The following is a 21,957-nucleotide window of genomic DNA, read 5'->3' as shown; positions in this document are numbered from 1 at the left end:
CGGGGGCCGCGGGCGGACGAGTCTCTTGCCATCAGCGCCGGGCTCCGGAGGCGGACGTGTCGACGGACGCGGGACCGCCGTCCCCCGCGTCCCCTGCGTTCTCCGGGTTCCCCGCGTTTTCCGGGCCCTCTGCGCTCTCCGGGGTCTCGGCGGACCCGCCGGGGACCCCGGCCACCGGGGAGGCCGGGTCGGTCTCCGCCGTCTCGGCGGTGTACGCGGTCTCCCAGGCCTCTGCGGTGTAGGAGCTCTCCCATGCCTCCGTGGTGTACGGGGCGTCCCACGCCTCGGCGGTGTACGCGAACTTCACGGCCGCCGCGGCCTCGGCGGTGTCCGCGGGGACCACGACGTCCGGTTCGGTGCCCTCGCCGCCCGGAGGGACCGCGGTCTCCGGCCCGGTGTCCCCGGTGTCCGGGTTCCCGGGTTCGGGGTCCGCCTCCTCCGGTTCGGAGGAGGCGGGGGCCGGCCCGTCCTCCGAGGGCGCGGGCCCCGCCGAGGCGACCGGGGCGGGCCCGGCCTGCGGCTGGGCCGGCAGCACCGCGGTGCCCGGGACGGGCACCCCGAACCGGTCCGCGAGGGTGAGCAGGCCGACCAGGTCCGCGCGCCGGGTCCGGTCCAGTTCGACCACAGGCAGGAGCAGGTGGGCCGCCCCGGCCAGGGCGTGCGCGTCGGCGCGCTCGCCCACCGCCGCGACGGACACGACCACGTAGTCGGCGTTCGTGCGCAGCAGCCGCACCAGTTCCGTCATGGCCGTCCCCTGCACCGGCGCGGTCAGTCCCGGGCTCCCGTGGCGCAGGACGCGCAGGCGGGGCACCGCGTCGGGGCGCACCTCCAGGTCCCCGGGGTCCTCGCCCTCCAGCAGGGCCTCGGCCAGGCCGGGCCCCTCCGGCAGGCCGAGCAGTTCGCCGACGGTGTCCGTCCTCGGGTCCGAGCAGACCAGCAGCGTCTCCGAACCGGTGCGGGCCAGGGCCGCGGCCAGGTTGACGGCCGTCGCCGCGCCCGCCCGGCCCGGTGTGCCCGCGGCGACGAGGATGACGCGGCCGGGCCCCTCGTCGGCGGTCCCGGCCCGCTCGGGGAGCCCGGCGCCGCCGGACTCCCCGTCCGGCCCGGCCGCGGGGACGGCGAGGCGGGCGCGCACCAGGTGCGCGAACTCGTTGACCCGCTGGCCGCCGCCCTCCTCGCCCAGCAGGCCGGGGGAGCGGTCGGACGGGGACCGGGACGAACGGGCGGACAGGTCGAGCAGGACCGGCAGCCGCCCGACGCGGGCGGTCTCCTCGGTGTCGCGCAGAAGCGGGTCGAGGCGGTCCCGGGCCACGGCCGCGAGCAGGCCCGCGACGAGCCCGAGGGCCGCGCCGCCGACCAGCCACAGCGCGGGGACGGGGCTGCTCGCACTCTCCGGGAGCCCGGCCGGGGTGATCACGGAGCCGGGGCTGACCGTCTCACGGAGGGCGCTGAGCGGGCTGATCCCGTTGCCGAGGTCGGTGATCTCCTGGCGCAGCGCGTCGGCCCGGGCCGTGGCCTGCGGGGAGGCCGTACCGTCCCCGGCCGCCTCGGCGAGGGCCTCGTAGCGGTTCTCCTGCTCCGCCCGCAGTGCTTCCAACCGGCTGTCGATCAGGTCGTCGACCCGGGCCCGGCGCAGGGCGAGGTAGGCGTCGGCATAGGCCTCCGCGCCCGCCCGGGCGGCCTCGGGGCTCCCCGCCGAGTAGTGGATCTCCAGGACGTTGCTGTTGGGGGGCACGCTGACCTCGACGCGCTCGCGCAGTTCGGCCGTGGTCGGCGCCGGCCCGGGTCCGGTCCCGGCCAGGGTCCGGGCGACGACGGCCGACACCTGGTCCGACACCAGGACCTGTGCCTCGGTGTCGAGGTTGACGTCCCCGGCGAGGCGCCCGGACTGCTCTCCGGTGAACCGCTCCAGCCCGGTGGGCCGGACCTGCACCGACGTGGCGGAGGTGTAGACGGAGGGCAGGGCGAGGACCGCGGCGGTGGCGAGGACCAGCCCGCCGACCACCCCGGCGCAGACCGGCCGCCAGCGGCGGCGCAGCAGCGCCGTGTACTCCCTGAGTTCCGGTCCGGACGATCCGGGGACGTCGCTGTCCATCGAGTCCTCTCGCGCAGGCGTGGTCAACACTTTTAGTGAACGATTGCATACTAAGTGTAGTCCCTTTGGGGGTGACAGACACTGGGGAAAACAGTCGATTCACCGTGGCGGCGGCCGGAAAAGCCCGGCCCGCGTGCGGGAGGGGTCTGCGGGTGTCCGAGGGGGCGGCCGGGCGGCTTCCGCCGCCCCCTCACACAGGGTCATCGGGTGGGGGCCCCGTACCGCGAAGGGGAGGGGGCGTGCGGCAGCCGCGGGCCGCCCGGCGGCCCGGCGGAGGGGGGACGCGCGGGTCCCGCGCCGGGGGCGCGGCCGGCGGATCGGCCGCGGCGGGAGGGGCGGCCGGAAGGGGCCGTCAGGCCGCGACCACCGTGGGCGGCAGGCCCGTGGACGACTCCCACGCCTCGTCGCACACCTTCTGGCTCGTCACCGTGTGCGCGCGGGCCGAGCAGTCGCGGAACTCCGCCACCTGGTCGCGGTACACCACGAAGACCGAGGTCAGGGCCAGCGACACCACGACGCCGAGCACTCCCACGACCACGCTCAGCAGGGCTCCCGGGGCCTGGGTGCGGTTCCGTCTCGCCGCTCTCCGCGCCCGGAAACCCTGCACGACGCCGAACACGGACAGCACGGCCCCGTAGGGAGGGAGCAGCAGGCCGGCCGCTCCGAAGAACAGACCCCACAGGCCGCCTCGTTCGACTCTGGGAGGCTGCCCCTCGGTTCGCGGTTCCGGGCTGTTGTCGGTCAAGGTTCTCTCCTTACGGACGCCCCGCCGGGGCGTGGTGGGCCGCTCACGCCTGGGCGGAGCATGCCGGGTCTCGGTGGTCCCGGGGCTGGTCCGGGAGCCGTGGCGGCCCCCGTCACAGTGGCGCCAACGCCGACTCCCCGTGGGTAGACGCTACCCGGCCCGATAGGGTGGGAACGCGGACGGGCCGAGCGGGCCCGGCCGTCACCCGCGACCGCCCGTGGAGGCTGCTCCTCGGGGTGCGGGTGGGGCGCCCCCACACGACGCGGGGCCCGGCCCCGGGTTCCGTGCGGGGCGTACGCGACATCCGGATGCTGCGCCGTCCCCCGGCGCCCCCGGAGCCGGGAGACCGCTCCCGCACCGTTCTCTACACACTGGGAGAAGCATTTGTCCGCGCGAGTTGTGGTCCTCATATCGGGCACGGGCAGCAACATGGCCGCCCTGCTGGAGGCGGCCGAGGACCCCGGCTACGGGGCGACCGTCGTCGCCGTCGGCGCCGACCGCAGAGGTACCCGCGGCATCGAGCTCGCCGAGAGGGCCGGGGTGCCGACCTTCGTCGCCCACTTCCGCGACTACGGCGACCGCGCCCTGTGGAACGCCGCCATGGCCGAGCACATCAGCGGGTACGAGCCCGACCTGGTCGTCTCCGCCGGGTTCATGAGGATCCTCGGGCCCGCCGTCGTCGGCAGCCACCCCGCGGTCAACATCCACCCGGCGCTCCTCCCCTCCTTCCCCGGCGCGCACGCGGTGCGTGACGCGCTCGCCCACGGTGTCCGCATCACCGGCACCACCATCCACTTCCTCGACGAGGGCGTCGACTCCGGGCCGATCATCGACCAGGTCGCGGTCCCCGTCCAGGACGACGACGACGAGGCCAGCCTCCACGAGCGCATCAAGGCCGTGGAGCGGCGGATGCTGGTCGACACGGTCGGCCGGCTCGCCCGCGAGGGCTGGACCGTCGACGGCAGGCACGTGCGGTTCGGCCGCACCGAGCAGAGCGTCGCCGACGCGACCGACACGAAGGAGAACCGGTGAGCCAGCAGGCCATCAGGCGTGCGTTGATCAGCGTGTACGACAAGACCGGGCTGGAGGAGCTGGGCTTCGGCCTGACCGAGGCCGGGGTGGAGATCGTCTCCACCGGCTCCACGGCCGCACGGCTGCGCGACGCCGACATCCCCGTCACCTCCGTGGAGGACGTCACCGGCTTCCCCGAGATCATGGAGGGCCGGGTCAAGACCCTCCACCCCTCCGTGCACGCGGGCCTCCTCGCGGACCAGAACAACCCCGAGCACGTCGCCAGGATCAAGGAGCTGGGCATCGCCCCCTTCGACCTGGTCGTGGTCAACCTCTACCCCTTCCGGGACACCGTCGCCTCGGGCGCCTCCGACGCCGAGTGCATCGAGAAGATCGACATCGGCGGCCCCGCCATGGTGCGCGCCTCCGCCAAGAACCACGCGAGCGTCGCGGTCGTGGTCGACCCCGCGGCCTACGACTCCGTCCTGGAGGCGGTGCGCGACGGCGGGTTCACCCCGGAGCAGCGCAAGCGCCTGGCCGGACTCGCCTTCCGGCACACCGCCACCTACGACGCGGCGGTCGCGGGGTGGTTCTCCGCCGCCTACGCCCCCGACGAGGAGGCCGCCGGGTCCGGCTGGCCGGACTTCACCGGCGTCGGCTACCGGCGCCGGGACGTGCTCAGGTACGGCGAGAACCCGCACCAGCAGGCGGCCCTCTACACGGTCGAGGGGGAGCCCGCCACCGGGCTGGCCGGCGCCGAGCAGCTGCACGGCAAGGCCATGTCGTACAACAACTACGTGGACGCCGACGCCGCGCTGCGCGCCGCCCACGACTTCGACGAGCCGTGCGTGGCGATCATCAAGCACGCCAACCCCTGCGGCATCGCGGTCGGCTCCGACAACGCCGAGGCCCACCTCAAGGCCCACGCCGGCGACCCCGTGTCGGCGTACGGCGGCGTCATCGCCACCAACCGCCCCGTCGGCGCGGAGCTCGCCGGCCAGATCGCCGAGATCTTCACCGAGGTCGTCGTCGCCCCGGCCTTCGAGCCCGAGGCCCTCCAGGTCCTCACCCGCAAGAAGAACATCCGGCTGCTCGTCGCCGACGGGAGCGGGTTCCGGTCCGGGGTCGAGAACCGCCAGATCAGCGGCGGCCTGCTGGTGCAGTACCGGGACATGATCGACGCCCCCGGCGACGACCCCTCCTCGTGGACGCTGGCCAGCGGAGAGGCCGCCGACGAGGCGACCCTCGCGGACCTGGTGTTCGCCTGGAGGGCGGTGCGCTCGGTCAAGTCCAACGCCATCCTGCTCGCCTCCGGCGGCGCGACCGTCGGCGTCGGCATGGGCCAGGTCAACCGGGTGGACTCCGCCGGGCTGGCCGTCTCCCGCGCGGGCGACCGGGCGAGCGGCTCGGTGGGCGCGAGCGACGCGTTCTTCCCGTTCGCGGACGGCCTCCAGATCCTCCTCGACGCCGGTGTCAGGGCGGTGGTCCAGCCCGGCGGCTCCGTCCGCGACGAGGAGGTCGTCGCCGCCGCGAAGGCCGCCGGGGTGACCATGTACCTCACCGGCACCCGCCACTTCTTCCACTGATTCCGCTTCACAGCAGCGAGGGGTAACGCATGAGCGCGATCGTTCTGGACGGCAAGGCCGTCGCGAAGTCCATTCGCGAGGAGCTCGCCGAGAGGGTGGCGAAGCTGCACGCCAAGGGCATCACCCCCGGACTGGGGACGGTGCTCGTCGGCGACGACCCGGGCAGCCACTCGTACGTGCGCGGCAAGCACCGCGACTGCGCGCAGGTGGGCATCGCGAGCATCCGGCGCGACCTGCCGGGGACCGCCACGCAGGAGGAGGTGGAGCAGGCCGTCCACGAGCTCAACGAGGACCCGGCCTGCACCGGCTACATCGTGCAGCTCCCCCTGCCCGGGGGACTGGACGAGAACCGGGTCCTCGGCCTGATCGACCCGGTCAAGGACGCCGACGGCCTCCAGCCCGTCAACCTGGGCAAGCTGGTCCTGATGGAGGAGGCCCCGCTGCCGTGCACCCCGCGCGGCATCGTGGAGCTCCTCCGCCGCTACGAGGTCCCGCTCCGGGGCGCCGAGGTGGTCGTGGTCGGGCGCGGGGTCACGGTGGGCCGTCCCCTCGGGCTCCTGCTCACCCGCCGCTCCGAGAACGCCACCGTCACCCTGTGCCACACCGGCACCCGCGACCTGGCCGCCCACACGAGGAACGCGGACATCGTCGTGGCGGGCGCGGGCGTGCCCGGGCTGATCACCGGTGACATGGTCAAGCCGGGCGCGGCCGTCCTGGACGTCGGCGTCTCCCGCACCGAGGCCGGGCTGGTCGGCGACGTCGCGCCGGACGTCGCGGACGTCGCCGGGTACCTGTCCCCGAACCCCGGCGGTGTCGGCCCGATGACCCGGGCGATGCTGCTGGTGAACGTGGTGGAGGCCGCCGAGCGCCGGGCCGCAGCCGCGGCCTGACCGGGGGAGCGCGCACGGGGGCGGCCGCGGGGGGACCCGGGGCCGCCCCCGTGCTCCCGGGCGCCGGGCGGCCCGGGTCAGCTCGCCCGGCGGGCCGAACCGCTCACGGGCATCGGTCTGACCAGGCCCAGGGCCACGACCTCGTTGGCCAGCCGGGTCCTGCGGTTCTGCCCCTCGGGGATGCGGAACTTCTGGTAGAGGCGCAGCAGGTGCTGTTTGACGGCCGCCTCGGTCACGACCAGGGCCTCGGCGATGTCGCGCGCGGTCGCCGGGGCGACGAAGGCCTCCTCGGAGAGGGCGGGCCGGCACAGCGCGGTGAGCACGTCCAGCTCCCGCCGGGTGAGCTCCGGGGCCGCGCCCCTGCGGAGCTCGAGGTCGGGGCTGATCTGCTCGCGGGGCAGGCCGCCGATCCGGCAGCGCGCGGTGCCGAAGCTCACCACGTCCCCCTCGTCGAGCACGCGGCGGGCGATGGGCCGGCCGTTGACGCGGGTGCCGTTGCGCGACAGCCCCAGGTCGACCACGTAGACGTAGGGTCCGCGGCGGACCAGTTCGGCGTGCAGCTGCGAGACGCTCGGATCGTTCAACCGGATGTCGGCGCCCTCACCGCGGCCGACCGTGGTGACCTCGCCGGTGAGCTGACGGATGTCCCCGGTCTCTTCGACCCGGAGGTAGGGACCGTCCACGGTGACTCCTCCCGGGCTGGGGTGACGCTGCCGGTGGGGGTGCGGGCGACGGTGGGGGAGGGGTGGCTGCCGAGGGACGGGGGTTCGGTCGACGTGTCGAGTGGGCTTCATGGGGGTGGTCCTCGCTCACCGGTGCACTCATCTCCAGCTGGGTTACCCGGCAGCCACGCGTTCTACGCGCTTACTCCGGAGTTAGACGGATAAGACGCGGAATTACGGTGCTGTGGCCGAACCGGACGCGGGAAACGGACAGGAGAAGCGAGCGCGCAGAGCCGGGCCGTTTCCGTGAGCCCTGAGGAGACCGCGACGCGGATCACTACAATGGGCGGAGTCTTCTCCGGACGGACCGGAGTGTTTCGGGCACAGTGCCGCCGGAGCCACCAGGAACGCGAGCCGTTCCCGAGGCGGTTCGGTTTCGGACACCTCCGCCTCGGCGGGTGGCCGGTCTGTGCCAGTTCCGGGGAGGACCGTGAACGGAGCCGCGCGGCGGCCAGGCAACCTCGGAAGCGAACGGGTCGGGACGCGGTGGACAGGGTGGGACCGAAGAGCCGGGCAGGACACGTGGAGCGGACGGACGTGGCGGACACGGGCGGGACCCGGGACGACGATCCCCGGGGGGCCGGCCCGGAGGGGGCACGGGACTCCGCGGAGGGCCCCGAGGGGGGCGCCGCCGACGCGGCGGACACGCCCCCGGACGGGGGACCCCGGGAGCCCGGCGGCGCCCCCGCCCCCGCGGCGGACGCCGGAGCCCTCCCCGCCGCCGGGGGCGGCGGGCAGGCCGGGCCGGCGGTGCCGTACTGGCTCTCCCAGGTCCCGTACATGCTCGTCATGTCGGCCCTGGCGGCCGGGATCGTGGTCGTGGCCGCGGCCTACTTCAAGCGCGGGCCGGCGATCATCGCGGGCGCTCTGCTGCTGGCGGCGGCCTTCCGGCTGTTCCTGCCCAAGGACTGGATCGGCATGCTCGCGGTCCGCCGCCGCTGGATCGACCTGCTCACCCTCGTCGGCCTCGCGGTCCTGCTGATCGTGCTGGCGTGGGTGGCGCCGCAACTCTCCTCCTAGGCGTCTAATAAGCTTGACGTCGAGATACTGCGACACCGACAAGCCACCGCATCCCCGGCAGGCACGGACGCCGGGCGGGATCAGGGGATCGCCGCGCGAGCGGACCGGCTCCGGCCACGGGCCGGAAGCCGTCTCCGCAGCACGAGGCGGTGGCGAAGACTGAAGGGACAGCCACACAGCCATGGCCAAGATCAAGGTCGAAAACCCCGTAGTCGAGCTCGACGGCGACGAGATGACGCGGATCATCTGGTCCTTCATCAAGGACCGGCTGATCCTGCCCTACCTCGACGTCGACCTGAAGTACTACGACCTGGGCATCGAGGAGCGCGACCGCACCGACGACCAGATCACCGTCGACGCGGCCAACGCCATCAAGGAGTACGGCGTCGGCGTCAAGTGCGCCACCATCACCCCGGACGAGGCCCGGGTCGAGGAGTTCGGCCTGAAGAAGATGTGGCGGTCGCCCAACGGCACCATCCGCAACATCCTCGGCGGCGTCGTCTTCCGCGAGCCCATCATCTGCGAGAACGTGCCGCGCCTGGTGCCCGGGTGGACCAAGCCGATCATCATCGGCCGCCACGCCCACGGCGACCAGTACAAGGCCACCGACTTCAAGGTGCCCGGCCCCGGCACGGTCACCATGACCTACACCCCGGCCGACGGCAGCCAGCCGGTCGAGTTCGACATCGCCAACTTCCCCGAGGGCGGCGGCGTCGCGATGGGGATGTACAACTTCCGCAAGTCGATCGAGGACTTCGCGCGCGCCAGCCTGAACTACGGCCTGGACCGCGACTACCCGGTCTACATGTCCACCAAGAACACGATCCTCAAGTCGTACGACGGCATGTTCAAGGACGTGTTCCAGGAGATCTTCGACTCCGAGTTCAAGGAGCGGTTCGACGCGGCGGGCCTCACCTACGAGCACCGCCTCATCGACGACATGGTCGCCTCCGCGCTCAAGTGGGAGGGCGGCTACGTCTGGGCCACCAAGAACTACGACGGCGACGTCCAGTCGGACACCGTCGCGCAGGGCTTCGGCTCGCTCGGCCTGATGACCTCGGTCCTGCGCACCGCCGACGGCCGCACCGTCGAGGCCGAGGCCGCCCACGGCACGGTGACCCGCCACTACCGGCAGCACCAGCAGGGCAAGCCCACCTCGACCAACCCGATCGCCTCCATCTTCGCGTGGACCCGCGGTCTGGAGCACCGGGGCAAGCTGGACAACTCCCCGAAGGTCCTGGAGTTCGCCAACACCCTCGAGGACGTCGTCATCAAGACGGTCGAGGGCGGCCAGATGACCAAGGACCTCGCGCTGCTGGTCGGCTCCGACCAGGAGTGGCTGACCACCGAGCAGTTCCTCGCCGCCCTGGACGAGAACCTGGCCAAGCGCCTCGCCTAGTCCGCGCGCTCCCGGAACCCGTGTCCGGGAGGCCGTGGTCCGGACGGGTCACGGGCCGCCATGAGCCGGCGGTCCGCGGCCGGGTCCGGGTGAGACCTTGGCCACGCCCGGGCGTCCCCACCGCGGGGGCGCCCGGGCGTTGCCGTGTCCCGGGCCCGCGGTCGGGTCCGAGGCGTCGGGAAAGCGGTGTTCGCGGGGGTTTGCGGAAGGAAACCGGCGGAAGTTTCCCGGTGTGTTTCCCGTGTTCGGCGTACACGCGGGTCCTCCTGGTGGGAGGATGGCGGTGCCGGATCAGCGGGGTGGCGTGGCGGTGCGACGTAGGACACGTGAACTGGATTCGCCCCTTACGCGAACTTTGACCTATTGTGGAGACACGCCGGTGAGAACCGGCAGGCCAGAGCGGGTGAGAGCCCGCTCGGCACCACGAACCGACGTGCCGGCCGTGCGCCCGCTGGGGGGTAGGCGCGCACAGTACGGAACGTCACGAAGAAGGGCCCGCTGCTTCGGCAGCGGGCCCTTCGCCTTTCCCCGGACGGCCCGTCGGGAGCGGTGCGCCGCCGGCCCCGGGCCCGCGGTCCGCCCCTCCGGGGCCCTCAGTCCTCGAACGCGCTCTCGGGGATCGGCTCGCCCTCGCGCATGGCGGAGAACATCTCCTCCGAGCGGACCTCGTCCCAGACCACCACCGAGCCCACCTGGTCGAGGGTGGGGGTGCTGCCCACCGGGATCGCCGTGGTCTGGGTGCCGCCCCGCATCGCCAGCAGCATGGTGCCCAGGTGCCGCAGGCGGTCGCCCTCGTCCACCATGAACGTGTCCGTGCCCGCCGTCACCAGCGGGAGCGACTGGAACGGGTTGAACAGCGTCGACGGGGCGCTCGCCTCCGCGACCAGCGCGGAGAAGAACTCCCGCTGGCGGGCGATCCGGTCCAGGTCGGCGCGGGGGGTGGCGCGGGTGCGCACGTAGCCCAGCGCGGTGCCGCCGTCCATCGTCTGGCAGCCCGCCTCGATGTCCAGCCCGGCCTTGGGGTCGGCCATGGCGTCCTCGGGGCACAGCTCCACGCCGCCGACGGCGTCCACGATGTCGACGAAGCCGCCCATGCCGATCTCGGCGTAGTGGTCGATCCGCACGCCGGAGGCGCGCTCGAAGGACTCCACGAGGGGGGCCGGGCCGCCGCAGACCTCCTCGCCGGCCTCGTCCGTGCCGCAGACGGTGTCGGCGAAGGCGGTGTTGATCTTGTTGTCGGCGTAGCCGGGGATGGCCATCGGCACGTAGGAGTCGCGGGGGACGCTGACGATGGTCGGCTCGCCCTCGTCGGGGATGTACAGGACCATGATCGTGTCGGTGCGGCGGCCCTCGGCGCTGCCGGTGGCCAGCTCCCGCATCTGCTCCTCGTCCATCCCCTCGCGGCTGTCCGAGCCCACGATCATGAACGTGGTGCCGGGCTGGCGGTCCGGGCGGCCCTCGTAGTCGGTCAGGGCCTCCACCCGGGCCAGCCGGGAGTCCGCCCAGAAGTAGAGCGCCGCGGGGGGCACCACGAGGATCACGAGCAGGACCACGAGGACGGTCACGACGGTGTTCCGGAGCCGCCGCTGCCGCGTCTCGCGCGCCCGCCGCTTGGTCCCGGTGCCGTCGTACTCGCGGCCGGCGTGGTGGGTGCGGCGCCTGGGCCGCTCGGGCCGCCTGGGCCGCTCGGGGCGGATCGGGGGAACCTCGTCGGCGGAGGGGAGCCGCCGGGTCCCGCCGACCGCCCTCTGCTCGGACTCGCGCGACCGGTAGAGCTTCTCGAACTCGTCCGCGCCGCCCGGGGTTCCGCCGCGCCTGAACACGCCCTGCCGGTCGTGTTCGCCGGTCGAGCCGGCGTCACCCCGGTTACGTCGGTCAGCCATCGAATCGCCTATCTGCTCCGCGCCGTGGAGCGCTCCGTCGCCGCTTCCACCCTGTCTGATCGCAGAAAGAGTAGCCGGGTTCACACGGATGTCCCTGAACCGGGACCAGGGCACCCCTAGGGGACGAAAGCGGCCCTCACCGCAGCCGGTGCGCCCCGGCCGAGGGGAGGGAGGCGCGCACGCGCGGAGGCACCCAGCCGTTCGCGGCGAACTCCCCGGCCAGAGCGGTGGCGACGCCTTCCACCCGCTCCTCGGCCACCAGGGCGAGGGCGGTCCCGGCCCACCCCGACATCCGCACGCCGCGGGCCCCGGCCCGGGACGCGGTCTCGGCGGCCAGGTCCACCTGGGGTGTCGGGAGCCCGAAACGGCGCAGTGACAGGTGCGAGGCCGACAGGATCGGCCCCGTCTCCCCGAACCTCCCCGCGCGCAGCAGCCCGACGGCCGCGTTGAGCCGGTGCACCTCCGTGACGGCGTACTCCACCCGGTTGCGCAGAGCGGGCTCGGGCAGGCTGCGCAGCGCCCCGGGCAGGTCCTGGACCGAGCGGAGCGGGCCGAGCGTGCGCTGGGCCCGCTCCAGCTCCGCGGAGCGGACGGCCCGGAGGTCGCGCCTGGGCAGGGCCCCGGTGTCCACGACGACCAGGCGCATCCCCTCGCCGGCGAGGTCGAAGGGCAGGACGGTCGTGCGCATGCTCCTGAGGTTGACGCGTACCGCGCACCCCGGCCGCGCGGCCAGGGCCACCCGCTGGTCGACGGTGGCGCCCTCCGGGGGAGGGCCGCCCCCGAGGTCGGCGAGGGCGAGCGACACCGCCGCGCCCACGGCGCCCGCGTACCCCAGGGAGGCGTGCTCGGGCAGGTCCGCGCCGAGGAGCACCCGCAGGCCCGTGGAGGCGTCCAGCCCGCCTGCCCGGCGCGCGGAGGCCACCGCGTCGGACACGGCCCGGGGGGCGGTCTCCCTCGCCCTCAGGGGGCCGCTGAGCGTCGCCACGCGCACCTCCGGGCCCGGCGCCGGGCCGACCGCCGCCGTCACCCCCCAGGGCAGCGCGGTGTAGAGGCCGACGCCGCCGCCGGCGGCCGTGTGCTCGCCCATGACGGCCAGCCGCCCGGGCGCGTGCCAGACGCCCGCGGGCGCCTCGCCGAACCGCGCGCGGAAACCCTCCGCCAGGGCGTCGGCGTCCGGCGCCTCCGCGGGCCACGCCCCCTGTGGCCCCGCCGACCGCACACCCAGCACCGCGCGCAACCGCGCCCCCGCGCCCCCCACCGCTGTCCCCTCTCCCCGTCGGCCTGCTGCCCCCAGTCTGCCCAAGGCGGTGGAGTGCCCGGGGCGGCGCGGAGGCTTCACGGACCCGGTGCGGCGCCGCTAGGGTTGCGGTCCACCGGCGGACGGGTGTGGGGGAGGGACCTTGGCCTCAGGGCGGGACCGGGCCGCGGACGCGGCGCGGCACTACCGGAACCTCGCGATGGACGCCTACTGGGAACTGCGGCGCCGGAGGCCGGCGGCGGACCACCTCGTGCGCGCCTACGAGCGCTACGCCGACCGCAACGGCAGCCAGCTGGCCGGGGCGGTCACCTATTTCGCCTTCCTGTCGTTCTTCCCCCTGCTGGCGCTGGCCTTCGCCGCGGTGGGCTTCCTGGCGTCGATGCAGGTCGAGGTGGGCGACTACCTCCAGACGGCCCTGGACGAGGTGCTGCCCGGCCTCTCCGACCAGCTGCCCGTCGAGCAGATCGCGAACGCGCGCGTGGGCGCGAGCGTCATCGGCACGCTGGGCCTGCTGTACGCGGGCCTGAACTCGGTGTCGGCGCTCCGCGAGGCGCTGCACTCGATCTGGTTGAAGAACATCAAGGAGGGCCCGAACCTCCTGCTGCGCAAGGCGGGCGACATCCTGGTCATGCTGGGCCTGGGCGCGGCGCTGCTGTTCGCGGTGGCGCTCACGAGCGTCGCGCAGGCCGCCACCCACTGGCTGCTGGCGCTGGTGGGCCTGGACGGCTCCCTCCTGGCCTCCCTGACGCTGCGCGTCCTGGCCCTCGCCATCGCCGTCGCGGTCAACATGGGGATCTTCGTGCTGGCCTTCGCGCTCCTGTCCGGCAGCGGGCGGCCCACGCGGATGATGTGGCGGGGGGCGCTGCTGGGCGCGGCCGGGTTCGAGGTCCTCAAGGCCGCCGCCGCGCTGCTGCTCTCGGGGACGCTCGGCAACCCCGTCTACGCCTCCTTCGCCGTCCTGGTGGGGCTCCTGGTGTGGATCAACCTGGTGATGCGCCTGGTCATGTTCAGCGCCGCGTGGACCGCGACGTGGCTGCCGATGCCTCCCCCCTACACGGGGACCCTGCCCATGCCCGAGGAGAACGGGATGGACTGGACGCGGCCCGCGCCGGTCCTGCGGGTCCCGGAGAGGAAGCCGGCCGCCCGCCGGCGGGCGCAGCGGGCCGTCGCCGGGGCGTTGTCCCTGATCGGCGCGGCGGGCGCCGCAGGCACCGCCGCGTGGGCCCTGCGCAACCGTCGCGGGGGCGGTGCCTGAGGCGAGCGGACCTCCCGGGAATCCGCGTTATTGCGAGACTCTTGTCCCGTATGCGGGTGGTGTGCGGAGGGTAGTCCTCCCCTGTCCCGGTTGACCGGTTCGCCGGGGCGCGAACGTGCGTCGGCCAGGAAGGCCGGCGAACCCCCCCTCGGAGGGCAGATGGGCATCGCATTCACGTCATCCGAACGCGCGACGCTCGGGGTGGAGTGGGAACTCCAGCTCGTGGACCGGCGCAGCCGGCACCTGCGGCAGGAGGCGCCGAAACTCCTCTCCGAGCTCCCCGAGCTCAGTTCCGACGCCGCCTCGCCCCCGCTGCGGCACGAACTCATGCAGTCGCAGGTGGAGGTCGTGACCGGCATCTGCGAGACGGTCGAGGAGGCCAAGAGCGACCTCGGCCGCAACATCGACCGGATGCGGGAGGTCCTCACCCCCTGGGGAACCACGCTGACCTGCTCGGGGACCCATCCCATCGACGACTGGCGGGACCAGGAGCTCAGTCCCGGGAAAAGGTACGGCGAACTCGTCGAGCAGATGCAGTGGCTGGCCCGGCGCATTCTCACCTGCGGCGTCCACGTTCACGTGGGTGTGCGCAGCCAGGAGAAGGCCATACCCATGGTGAATGCACTTGCGAAGTATCTACCTCATTTTCTTGCTTTGAGTGCTTCTAGCCCATTTTGGGGTGGTCACGATACCGGTCTGGCCTCCGCGCGGTCCGTGGTCTTCGGGGCGCTCCCCACTTCCGGGCCGCCTCCGAACCTGCCGCACTGGACGGCTTTCGAGGAATACCTCGAAACGCTTCTCAGGGCGGGTACCATCGCCTCTATCAAGGAAGTGTGGTGGGACATCCGTCCTCACCCGGATTTCGGCACCATCGAGATCCGGATGTTCGACGGGATTCCCACCCTGCGCGAGGTGGGAATGGCCGCCGCGCTCTCTCAGAGCCTGGTGGAGTTGTTCGATCGCCAGCTCGACCGCGGGTACGGCCTGCCCAGCCCGCCGTCCTGGCTCGTGAAGGACAACAAGTGGCGTGCCACCCGCTACGGACTCGACGCTCGTGTCATCACGGACGCCCACGGAACCACCGTTCCGATCCGTGACGACCTGTATGAGCTGGTCCGCGAGCTGAAGCCGGTCGCGACCCGCCTGGGTTGCGCCGAGGACCTGGACCTGGTCTCCGAGACCCTGGACAAGGGCGCCTCCTACGAACGGCAGCGCGCGGTCATCGCCGGGGGCGGTTCCCTCGACGACGTCGTGGACATGCTCGCCGCCGAGCTGCACGGCGGTCCCACTTACGCGGAGGTCGGTGTCGGGGGCTGAGCCGGTGCACGCAAGACGTGAATGAAGAGGGGACCCTCGGATGCAGGGACGTGACCTGCCGGAACAGTTGACCGCTTTTCTGGCGCGCCGTGAGCGGGACTTCACGGGCTTCCGCCGGGACCTGCACATGCACCCCGAACTCGCCTTCGCCGAGCACCGCACCACCGGTCGGATCGCCGAACGGCTGCGTGATGTCGGTCTCACTCCCCGGGAGCTGCCCCAGGGCACGGGGCTCGTCTGCGACATCGGCTCGGGCCCCGGGCCGCTCGTGGCCCTGCGGGCCGACATCGACGCCCTGCCCATCGCCGACGAGAAGGACGTCCCCTACCGCTCCACCGTCCCCGGCGCGGCCCACGCCTGCGGACACGACGTGCACACGACGGTCCTGCTGGCGACGGGGGTCTTCCTCGCCCAGCAGGACCGCGCGGGCGCGCTGCCCGGGCGGGTCAGGCTGGTCTTCCAGCCCGCCGAGGAGCTCCCCGGCGGCGCGGTCGAGGTGGTCAACGCCGGGGCGATGGAGGGCGTCGACCGGATCTTCGCCCTGCACTGCGATCCGCGCCTGACCGTCGGCCGGGTCGGCCTGCGCACCGGCGGCATCACCGCCGCCTGCGACCAGCTCATGGTGCGGCTCTCGGGCCCGGGAGGGCACACGGCGCGCCCCCACCTCACGTCCGACCTGGTCTACGCCATGGGCAAGGTCGTCACCGAGCTGCCCGCCGCGCTGTCCCGGCGCATCGACCCGCGGGCCGGGTTCAGCCTCGTGTGGGGCCGCATCAGCGCCGGGTCGGCGCCCAACGTCATCCCCGACGACGCCGTCGCGGAGGGCACCGTGCGCTGCCTGGACGACGAGGCGTGGCACTCGGCCCCCGACATCATCAAGGGCCTGGTGGAGTCCGTGGCCTCCGCGTACGGGGCCGAGGCCGAGGTGACCTACGGGCGGGGGGTGCCCCCCACCATCAACGAGGCGACCAGCGTCGACATCATGCGCGAGGCGGTCGGCCTCGCCCTGGGCCCGGACGCCGCGGCGTCCACGCCGCAGAGCCTGGGGGGCGAGGACTTCGCCTGGTACCTGGAGAACGTCCCCGGAGCCCTCGCCCGCCTGGGCACCCACTCCCCGGACCGGGACGGGCCGATGCTGGACCTGCACCGGGGCACCTTCGACGTGGACGAGCGCGCGATCGGGGTGGGCACCCGCTTCATGGTCACCACCGCGCTGACCGCCCTCGGGCACGCCGCCGAGCCCCGGGCCCGGGCGGACAGCCAGGAGGCACTCGCCTGAGGAACCCGGGCGCCCGCGCCGTGCCCGTCCCGGGGCCTCCGCCCCGGCCGGCGGCGCGGGCGCCCACGGGCACGGGGACCCGCGGAGCCCCTGTGCGGGGCCCTGAACGGCATGGCGCGGGCGCGGGGACCCCTCGGCTCCGGGCCGGGCGCCCGCCGCGCTCCGGCCCCCACCTGGTGTCCGACGGATCCGCCGCGGGCCCCCGGGGTGGCGAGGGCCGTCCCGGGCTGGTGGCATCCTGAATCCATGAACCAGCCACTCACAGTTGAGCAGATCCGGCGGGCGCCGAAGGTGCTCCTCCACGACCACCTCGACGGAGGGTTGCGCCCGGCCACCGTCGTGGAGCTGGCCAGGGAGGCCGGCTACACCGACCTGCCCACCTACGACCCGGCGGAGCTGGGCCGGTGGTTCCGCGACGCCTCCGACTCCGGTTCGCTGGAGCGCTACCTGGAGACCTTCGCGCACACCACCGCGGTCATGCAGTCCCGGGAGGCCCTCGTGCGCGTCGCCGCCGAGGCCGCGGAGGACCTGGCCGCGGACGGCGTCGTCTACACCGAGCAGCGCTACGCCCCCGAACAGCACCTGGAGGGCGGCCTCACCCTGGAGGAGGTCGTGGAGGCCGTCCAGGAGGGCCTGGAGCTGGGGGAGAAGCGCGCGGCCGAGGCCGGCCGCAGCATCCGCACCGGCCAGCTGGTGACCGCCATGCGGCACGCAGCCCGCTCCTCGGAGATCGCCGAGCTCGCGGTCCGCTACCGCGACGCGGGCGTCTCCGGCTTCGACATCGCGGGCGCCGAGGCGGGCAACCCGCCCACCCGCCACCTCGACGCCTTCGAGTACCTGCGCCGCGAGAACTTCCACTTCACCATCCACGCGGGCGAGGCGTTCGGGCTCCCCTCCATCTGGGAGGCGCTCCAGTGGTGCGGGTGCGACCGCCTCGGACACGGCGTCCGCATCATCGACGACATCGACTCCGGCGGGAACGGCGCCCCGCGGCTGGGCCGCCTCGCCCAGTACGTGCGCGACAAGCGCGTGCCGCTGGAGATGTGCCCCAGCTCCAACGTGCAGACGGGGGCCGCCGAGTCCATCGCCTCGCACCCGATCGGTCTCCTGCACGACCTGCGCTTCCGGGTCACCGTCAACACCGACAACCGCCTCCAGAGCGGCACGTCCCTCTCCGGGGAGTTCGCGAAGCTCTCGGAGGCCTTCGGGTACGGCTGGGACGACATCCAGTGGTTCACGGTCAACGCCATGAAGTCGGCGTTCCTGCCGTTCGACGAACGCCTGGCGCTGATCAACGGCATCATCAAGCCGGGGTTCGCGCAGCTCAAGTGGGCGGCGGCCTGATGGACCGACCCAACCCGACCAGCCACTACTCCACCTTCTCCCGGGCGGCGGCGATCGTGTGGATCGTCATCGCGGTCCTGCTCCTGCTGGACGTGCTCTGGCGCGGGGAGGGGCGCTCGTCCTGGATCGCCGGAGCCCTGCTGGTCGCGAGCATCGCCGCGGTCCACCTGGTGTGGCTGCGCCCGCGGGTGGTCTCCACGGAACGCGGGATGAGGGTCGTCAACCCGCTGCGGGAGACCTTCGTGCCGTGGTCCGCCGTGGTGTGGGTGGACGTCACCGACGTCCTGAGGGTGCACACGCCGGGGCGGATCGTCCGCTCCTGGCCGCTCCGCGAGACCAAGCGGCAGCGGGTCCGGGACAACATGCGCCGGGACGCGGGTTTCCTCGACCCGGGTCAGGACGACGAGGACCCCGCGTCGATGCGGCCGGTCGACCTGGCCGCGCGTCAGCTGCGCCAGGACGCCGAGCGGTACAAGGCCCGTCCGCTCAGCGGTCCCGTCAGGGACGCGGGCGAGGCGGGGCCGGCCGCGCTCGGGGCGCAGGACGAGCCGCAGACGATGGTGCCCGTCGAGGTGATCGTGGTCCTCGTGGCGACCGCTGTGCTGCTCGCGGCGGTGTTCCTGCTCGCCTGAGGCGCGCCCGACCGCACCGGACCCGGCCTCCCCGCCCGCAGGGGAGGCCGGGTCCGACGCGTCCCCCCAGGGGGGTTGACGCCCACCCGCCTGTTCTGGTTAGGTAAGGCATGCCTAAGGGAGAGGGTTCCGGGCGGGCGGGCTTCGCGCGGATGGCCACCAGCCCGGAACCCCGGTCCGAGGGCGACGCGCGGTTCAACTGAATATCGGGAAGTACAGAAGGGTGTCGGAGTCGCGAGTCCAACGGGATCTGCGGGGATTCCGCGCGACAGAGGACACCGGGGCAAGCACTGCCTCCGGCCGGACCGCGGCCGGTACCGTCCATCCCAAGGCCTCGGGGTGTACGCTCGCCACGCCGGTACCGGGCGGGCCCGGTCGGAGGCGCCCCACCACTTCACGATGCTTCGGACGACCCGCGCGGTCGGGGTCCGCGGGGACCCCGCGACACGGGGTCCGGGCACGGCGTCCCACGCGCGACAGGGCCCGGCACACATGTGCCGGGCCCTTGCGCCGTCCAGGGGCCCCTCAGGAGCGGGCGAGGACCCGGTTCAGGAGCCCGCCCAGCCTCCGCGCCCGCTGGGTGACGACCTCCAGCGCGCGGTCGGACTCGAAGGGGTCGAGCACGGCGCCCACCGCGTCGTTGCTGACGATCGCCAGCCCCAGCACCTCCGCTCCGGACTCCACGGCGGCGATGGCCTCCAGGGCGATCGACCGCCCCACCACGTCCGCGCCGGAACGGCGCAGCGCGTGCAGCTCGGACGGCGTCTGCAGCTGGGGACCGAGCGTGGCCGCGTACACGCCCTCGGCGAGGGAGGCGTCCACCTCGTGGGCGATCCGGCGCAGCCGTGGGCTGTACGCCTCCGAGAGGTCGACGAAGGAGGGACCGGTCAGCGGGGAGAGCGACGTCAGGTTGATGTGGTCCCGGACCACGACCGGCTGCCCCGGGGCGAAGTCCGTGCGCAGCGAACCGGCCGATCCCGTGAGCACGGCCGTCCCGGCGCCCGCGGCGATCCCGGTGCGCACGGCGTGGACGGTCTCCATCGGGCCGTAGCCCTCGTAGAGGTGGACGCGCCCCATGAACACGACGACCCGCTTGTCGCCCACCCACATGCTGCGGACCCTGGAGGAGTGCCCCTCCGCCCCGGGCACGTGGAAACCGGGCAGCTCGGTCGCGTCGAACTCGATGTCGGGGGAGCCCAGCGTCTCCGCGGCCCCCGCCCAGCCGGACCCGAGCACCACCATCGCGTCGAAGCTGTCGGCCCCGGTCCGGGCGAGCAGGTCCTGGGCCGCGGTCGCGGCCAGCTCCTTCGCTTCCCCTGTGGTCGTCGCCCGCTGCTCTGATTCGCTCACACGACGGATGCTACCCCCGGGTAGCGCAACGGTGGCGGAACGCAACGCCCGCCCGGCGGGCGGACACGGGGCTCACAGCTCGGTGGGCAGGCACTCGCGGGCCAGCAGGTCGGACACGTACGACCCGGGCGCCCCCGCCTTCTCGGCCGCGGCGGCCAGCTGGCCCAGCTGGATCGCCGAGGGCAGGCCGCCCTCGTAGGCGTCGAGCACGTAGGCCCAGGCCGTCACCGTCCCCATGTCGGCCGTCCGGGCGCGGACGGTGACCTTGCGGTACGCGCAGGCGGCGCCCGCGCCGAACCCGTCCCTGCGGTCGGCGCCCTCCCACGAGTCCAAGTGGGGTTCGTCCCATTCCATGAGGTCGTACAGCGCGACGAAGACCCGCTGCCCGGGATCCTCCGCCAGCGTGGCCAGGGCGCCGGAGCCGGCGGGCAGGCCCTCGCCGAAGGTCAGCCGCCAACCCTCCAACCAGCCCGTGGTCAACAGCGGTGAGCGCGGTGCCCGGCGGGCCATCTGCGCGGGGTCGAGATTGGTTCCGTACGCGGCGTAGATGGACACGGGCAACATCGTAGACCCGCTGACCGGGGGTGCCTGAGGATTTCGCCAGTTGACATGGCCGACAATAGGAGGAAGCGATGAAAACAGGCGGTGCCCCACCATGCCCGAATATCGCCCGGACCGGGAACGCGCGTGGGGGGTCCGACGTAGAGGGAGTGAGGCAGAGTGACGAAGGTCGTGATCATCGGTGGCGGGCCCGGGGGCTACGAGGCGGCACTGGTCGCAGCGCAGCTCGGTGCGGACGTGACGGTGGTGGAGCGCGACGGCATCGGCGGCTCCTGCGTCCTCACCGACTGCGTGCCCTCCAAGAGCCTCATCGCCACCTCCACCCGCACCACGTACGTGCGTGAGTCCCAGAGCCTGGGCATCCACATCCCGGGCACCGCCACCGCGCCGGTCCGCGTGGACATCGACGAGGTGAACAACCGGATCAAACGCCTGGCCCAGGCGCAGTCCGAGGACACCCGGGCCCGCCTCCACAAGGAGGGCATCGAGGTCGTCACCGGCGAGGCCCGGCTGGTCGACCCCCACATCGTCGCCGTCGGGGACCAGCGCATGCGCGCCGACGTCGTCCTCATCGCGACCGGGGCCCACCCCCGTGAACTCCCCACCGCCGAGCCCGACGGGGAGCGCATCCTCACCTGGCGCCACCTCTACGACCTGGAGGAGCTCCCGGAGAGGCTGATCGTGGTCGGCTCGGGCGTGACCGGCGCGGAGTTCGCGAGCGCCTACCAGTCGCTCGGATCGGACGTCACCCTCGTCTCCTCGCGCGAGCGCGTCATGCCGACCCAGGACGCCGACGCCGCCGAGGTGCTGGAGGAGGTCTTCATGCGCCGCGGCATGACCGTCCTCAGCCAGACCCGGGCCGAGTCGGTCGTGCGCACCGAGAAGGGCGTCCTCGTCACCCTCTCGGACGGCCGCACCGTCGAGGGCAGCCACTGCCTGATGACCGTCGGCATGATCCCCAACACCGAGAACCTCGGGCTGGAGGAGGCCGGGGTCCGCCTGGGCCAGGGCGGGTTCGTCGAGGTCGACCGGGTCTCCCGCACCACGGTCCCCGGCGTGTACGCCGCCGGCGACTGCACCGGCGTGAACATGCTGGCCTCCGTCGCCGCCATGCAGGGACGCATCGCCATGTGGCACGCCCTCGGCGAGGCGGTGTCCCCCCTGAAGCTGTCCACCGTGGCCTCCACGGTGTTCACCCACCCCGAACTCGCCGCGGTGGGGGCGAGCGAGGACGACGTGCGCAGCGGGCGGATCGACGGCCGGTCGGTCACCCTGCCGCTCAACACCAACCCGCGCGCCAAGATGAACGAGGTCACCGACGGCTTCGTGAAGCTGATCTGCCGCCAGCACACCGGCATCGTGCTGGGCGGCGTCATCGTCGGGCCGCGCGCCAGCGAACTCATCCTCGGCGTGTCCATCGCGGTGCAGCAGCGCCTGACGGTGGACGACATCGCGCACACCTTCTCGGTGTACCCGTCGCTGTCGGGCAGTGTGACCGAGGCGGCCCGCTCGCTGATGCTGGCCTCGCCGGAGTAGGGGAGCCGGTCCGCGCCGCCCCGCCGGGGCCGCCGCACGAAGAAGTTTGCGGTGGACCCCGGTTTCTTAACCCT

18 protein-coding genes are annotated in these 21,957 nt (G+C 73.4%); 11 read left to right on the top strand and 7 right to left on the bottom strand.

Annotation, left to right across the window (positions count from 1 at the left end):
- Nucleotides 1-31 precede the first annotated feature (31 nt).
- Together ACFQBR_RS18965 and ACFQBR_RS18960 are read right to left on the bottom strand one after the other, a co-directional pair.
- Complete coding sequence (locus ACFQBR_RS18965; protein ID WP_267948133.1) at nucleotides 32-2,095, bottom strand: lipopolysaccharide biosynthesis protein; 2,064 nt, start codon at nucleotides 2,093-2,095, stop codon at nucleotides 32-34.
- 352 nt (nucleotides 2,096-2,447) lie between these two features.
- Nucleotides 2,448-2,840: a DUF4190 domain-containing protein gene (locus tag ACFQBR_RS18960; RefSeq protein ID WP_344178896.1), complete on the bottom strand. Its 393-nt coding sequence runs from the start codon at nucleotides 2,838-2,840 to the stop codon at nucleotides 2,448-2,450.
- Between the two features lie 384 nt (nucleotides 2,841-3,224).
- On the opposite strand from ACFQBR_RS18960, the gene purN reads away from it, so the two are divergent.
- The 3 genes from purN to ACFQBR_RS18945 are packed head-to-tail and all read left to right on the top strand — an operon-like array spanning nucleotide 3,225 to nucleotide 6,327.
- Entirely contained in the window at nucleotides 3,225-3,872 is a 648-nt protein-coding gene (purN, locus tag ACFQBR_RS18955) for a phosphoribosylglycinamide formyltransferase (RefSeq protein WP_267948135.1), read from the top strand.
- Nucleotides 3,869-5,437 carry a bifunctional phosphoribosylaminoimidazolecarboxamide formyltransferase/IMP cyclohydrolase gene (gene purH, locus ACFQBR_RS18950; protein ID WP_344178893.1) on the top strand — a complete coding sequence of 523 codons (1,569 nt, stop codon included), beginning with the start codon at nucleotides 3,869-3,871 and terminating at the stop codon, nucleotides 5,435-5,437. The genes purN and purH overlap by 4 nt, the downstream gene beginning before the upstream one ends.
- A 29-nt stretch (nucleotides 5,438-5,466) precedes the next feature.
- A complete protein-coding gene (locus ACFQBR_RS18945) occupies nucleotides 5,467-6,327 on the top strand; it encodes a bifunctional methylenetetrahydrofolate dehydrogenase/methenyltetrahydrofolate cyclohydrolase (RefSeq protein ID WP_267948137.1) in 861 nt (286 codons plus the stop codon).
- A gap of 77 nt (nucleotides 6,328-6,404) precedes the next feature.
- Here the strand turns inward: ACFQBR_RS18945 and ACFQBR_RS18940 are convergent, their stop codons facing one another.
- Nucleotides 6,405-7,010 (bottom strand): FHA domain-containing protein, encoded by a 606-nt coding sequence (locus ACFQBR_RS18940; protein WP_267948138.1) that lies wholly within the window; start codon nucleotides 7,008-7,010, stop codon nucleotides 6,405-6,407.
- 576 nt (nucleotides 7,011-7,586) lie between these two features.
- Between ACFQBR_RS18940 and ACFQBR_RS18935 the strand changes: the two genes are divergently transcribed.
- Together ACFQBR_RS18935 and ACFQBR_RS18930 are read left to right on the top strand one after the other, a co-directional pair.
- Complete coding sequence (locus ACFQBR_RS18935) at nucleotides 7,587-8,069, top strand: DUF3017 domain-containing protein (RefSeq protein ID WP_352984271.1); 483 nt, start codon at nucleotides 7,587-7,589, stop codon at nucleotides 8,067-8,069.
- Nucleotides 8,070-8,250: 181 nt separating this feature from the next.
- Nucleotides 8,251-9,468, top strand: a complete 1,218-nt coding sequence (locus ACFQBR_RS18930) for an NADP-dependent isocitrate dehydrogenase (protein WP_267948140.1) — start codon at nucleotides 8,251-8,253, stop codon at nucleotides 9,466-9,468.
- Nucleotides 9,469-10,061: 593 nt separating this feature from the next.
- On the opposite strand, the gene ACFQBR_RS18925 is transcribed toward ACFQBR_RS18930, so the two are convergent.
- A complete protein-coding gene (locus tag ACFQBR_RS18925) occupies nucleotides 10,062-11,351 on the bottom strand; it encodes an LCP family protein (protein WP_344178888.1) in 1,290 nt (429 codons plus the stop codon).
- A 136-nt stretch (nucleotides 11,352-11,487) separates the two neighbouring features.
- Nucleotides 11,488-12,609 carry a galactokinase family protein gene (locus tag ACFQBR_RS18920; protein WP_352984272.1) on the bottom strand — a complete coding sequence of 374 codons (1,122 nt, stop codon included), beginning with the start codon at nucleotides 12,607-12,609 and terminating at the stop codon, nucleotides 11,488-11,490.
- Nucleotides 12,610-12,751: 142 nt separating this feature from the next.
- Here ACFQBR_RS18920 and ACFQBR_RS18915 point away from each other — a divergent pair, with 142 nt between their 5' ends.
- The 5 genes from ACFQBR_RS18915 (at nucleotide 12,752) to ACFQBR_RS18895 (ending at nucleotide 18,436) form a co-directional block, all read left to right on the top strand.
- Complete coding sequence (locus tag ACFQBR_RS18915) at nucleotides 12,752-13,864, top strand: YihY/virulence factor BrkB family protein (protein WP_344178883.1); 1,113 nt, start codon at nucleotides 12,752-12,754, stop codon at nucleotides 13,862-13,864.
- 159 nt (nucleotides 13,865-14,023) lie between these two features.
- Nucleotides 14,024-15,181, top strand: coding sequence for a glutamate--cysteine ligase (locus ACFQBR_RS18910; RefSeq protein WP_267948144.1), 1,158 nt, complete (start codon nucleotides 14,024-14,026; stop codon nucleotides 15,179-15,181).
- Between the two features lie 40 nt (nucleotides 15,182-15,221).
- Nucleotides 15,222-16,460 (top strand): M20 family metallopeptidase, encoded by a 1,239-nt coding sequence (locus ACFQBR_RS18905; RefSeq protein ID WP_344178880.1) that lies wholly within the window; start codon nucleotides 15,222-15,224, stop codon nucleotides 16,458-16,460.
- A 246-nt stretch (nucleotides 16,461-16,706) separates the two neighbouring features.
- A complete protein-coding gene (locus ACFQBR_RS18900; RefSeq protein ID WP_344178878.1) occupies nucleotides 16,707-17,804 on the top strand; it encodes an adenosine deaminase in 1,098 nt (365 codons plus the stop codon).
- Nucleotides 17,804-18,436 carry a PH domain-containing protein gene (locus tag ACFQBR_RS18895; protein ID WP_267948147.1) on the top strand — a complete coding sequence of 211 codons (633 nt, stop codon included), beginning with the start codon at nucleotides 17,804-17,806 and terminating at the stop codon, nucleotides 18,434-18,436. The genes ACFQBR_RS18900 and ACFQBR_RS18895 overlap by 1 nt, the downstream gene beginning before the upstream one ends.
- A 525-nt stretch (nucleotides 18,437-18,961) precedes the next feature.
- On the opposite strand, the gene ACFQBR_RS18890 is transcribed toward ACFQBR_RS18895, so the two are convergent.
- Both ACFQBR_RS18890 and ACFQBR_RS18885 read right to left on the bottom strand, forming a co-directional pair.
- The gene (locus tag ACFQBR_RS18890; protein ID WP_267948148.1) at nucleotides 18,962-19,786 is read right to left on the bottom strand and encodes a purine-nucleoside phosphorylase; all 825 of its coding nucleotides are present in this window, start codon (nucleotides 19,784-19,786) and stop codon (nucleotides 18,962-18,964) included.
- A gap of 72 nt (nucleotides 19,787-19,858) precedes the next feature.
- Nucleotides 19,859-20,350: a gamma-glutamylcyclotransferase family protein gene (locus ACFQBR_RS18885; protein WP_459558900.1), complete on the bottom strand. Its 492-nt coding sequence runs from the start codon at nucleotides 20,348-20,350 to the stop codon at nucleotides 19,859-19,861.
- Between the two features lie 156 nt (nucleotides 20,351-20,506).
- Between ACFQBR_RS18885 and ACFQBR_RS18880 the strand changes: the two genes are divergently transcribed.
- The gene (locus tag ACFQBR_RS18880; protein ID WP_267948150.1) at nucleotides 20,507-21,883 is read left to right on the top strand and encodes an NAD(P)H-quinone dehydrogenase; all 1,377 of its coding nucleotides are present in this window, start codon (nucleotides 20,507-20,509) and stop codon (nucleotides 21,881-21,883) included.
- Nucleotides 21,884-21,957: the final 74 nt, after the last annotated feature.

This window comes from Nocardiopsis tropica, from assembly GCF_042660575.1.
GTDB lineage: Bacteria > Actinomycetota > Actinomycetes > Streptosporangiales > Streptosporangiaceae > Nocardiopsis > Nocardiopsis tropica.
Note: the sequence above shows the minus strand (reverse complement) of the source record. Positions and strands in the feature narration are given on the sequence as shown.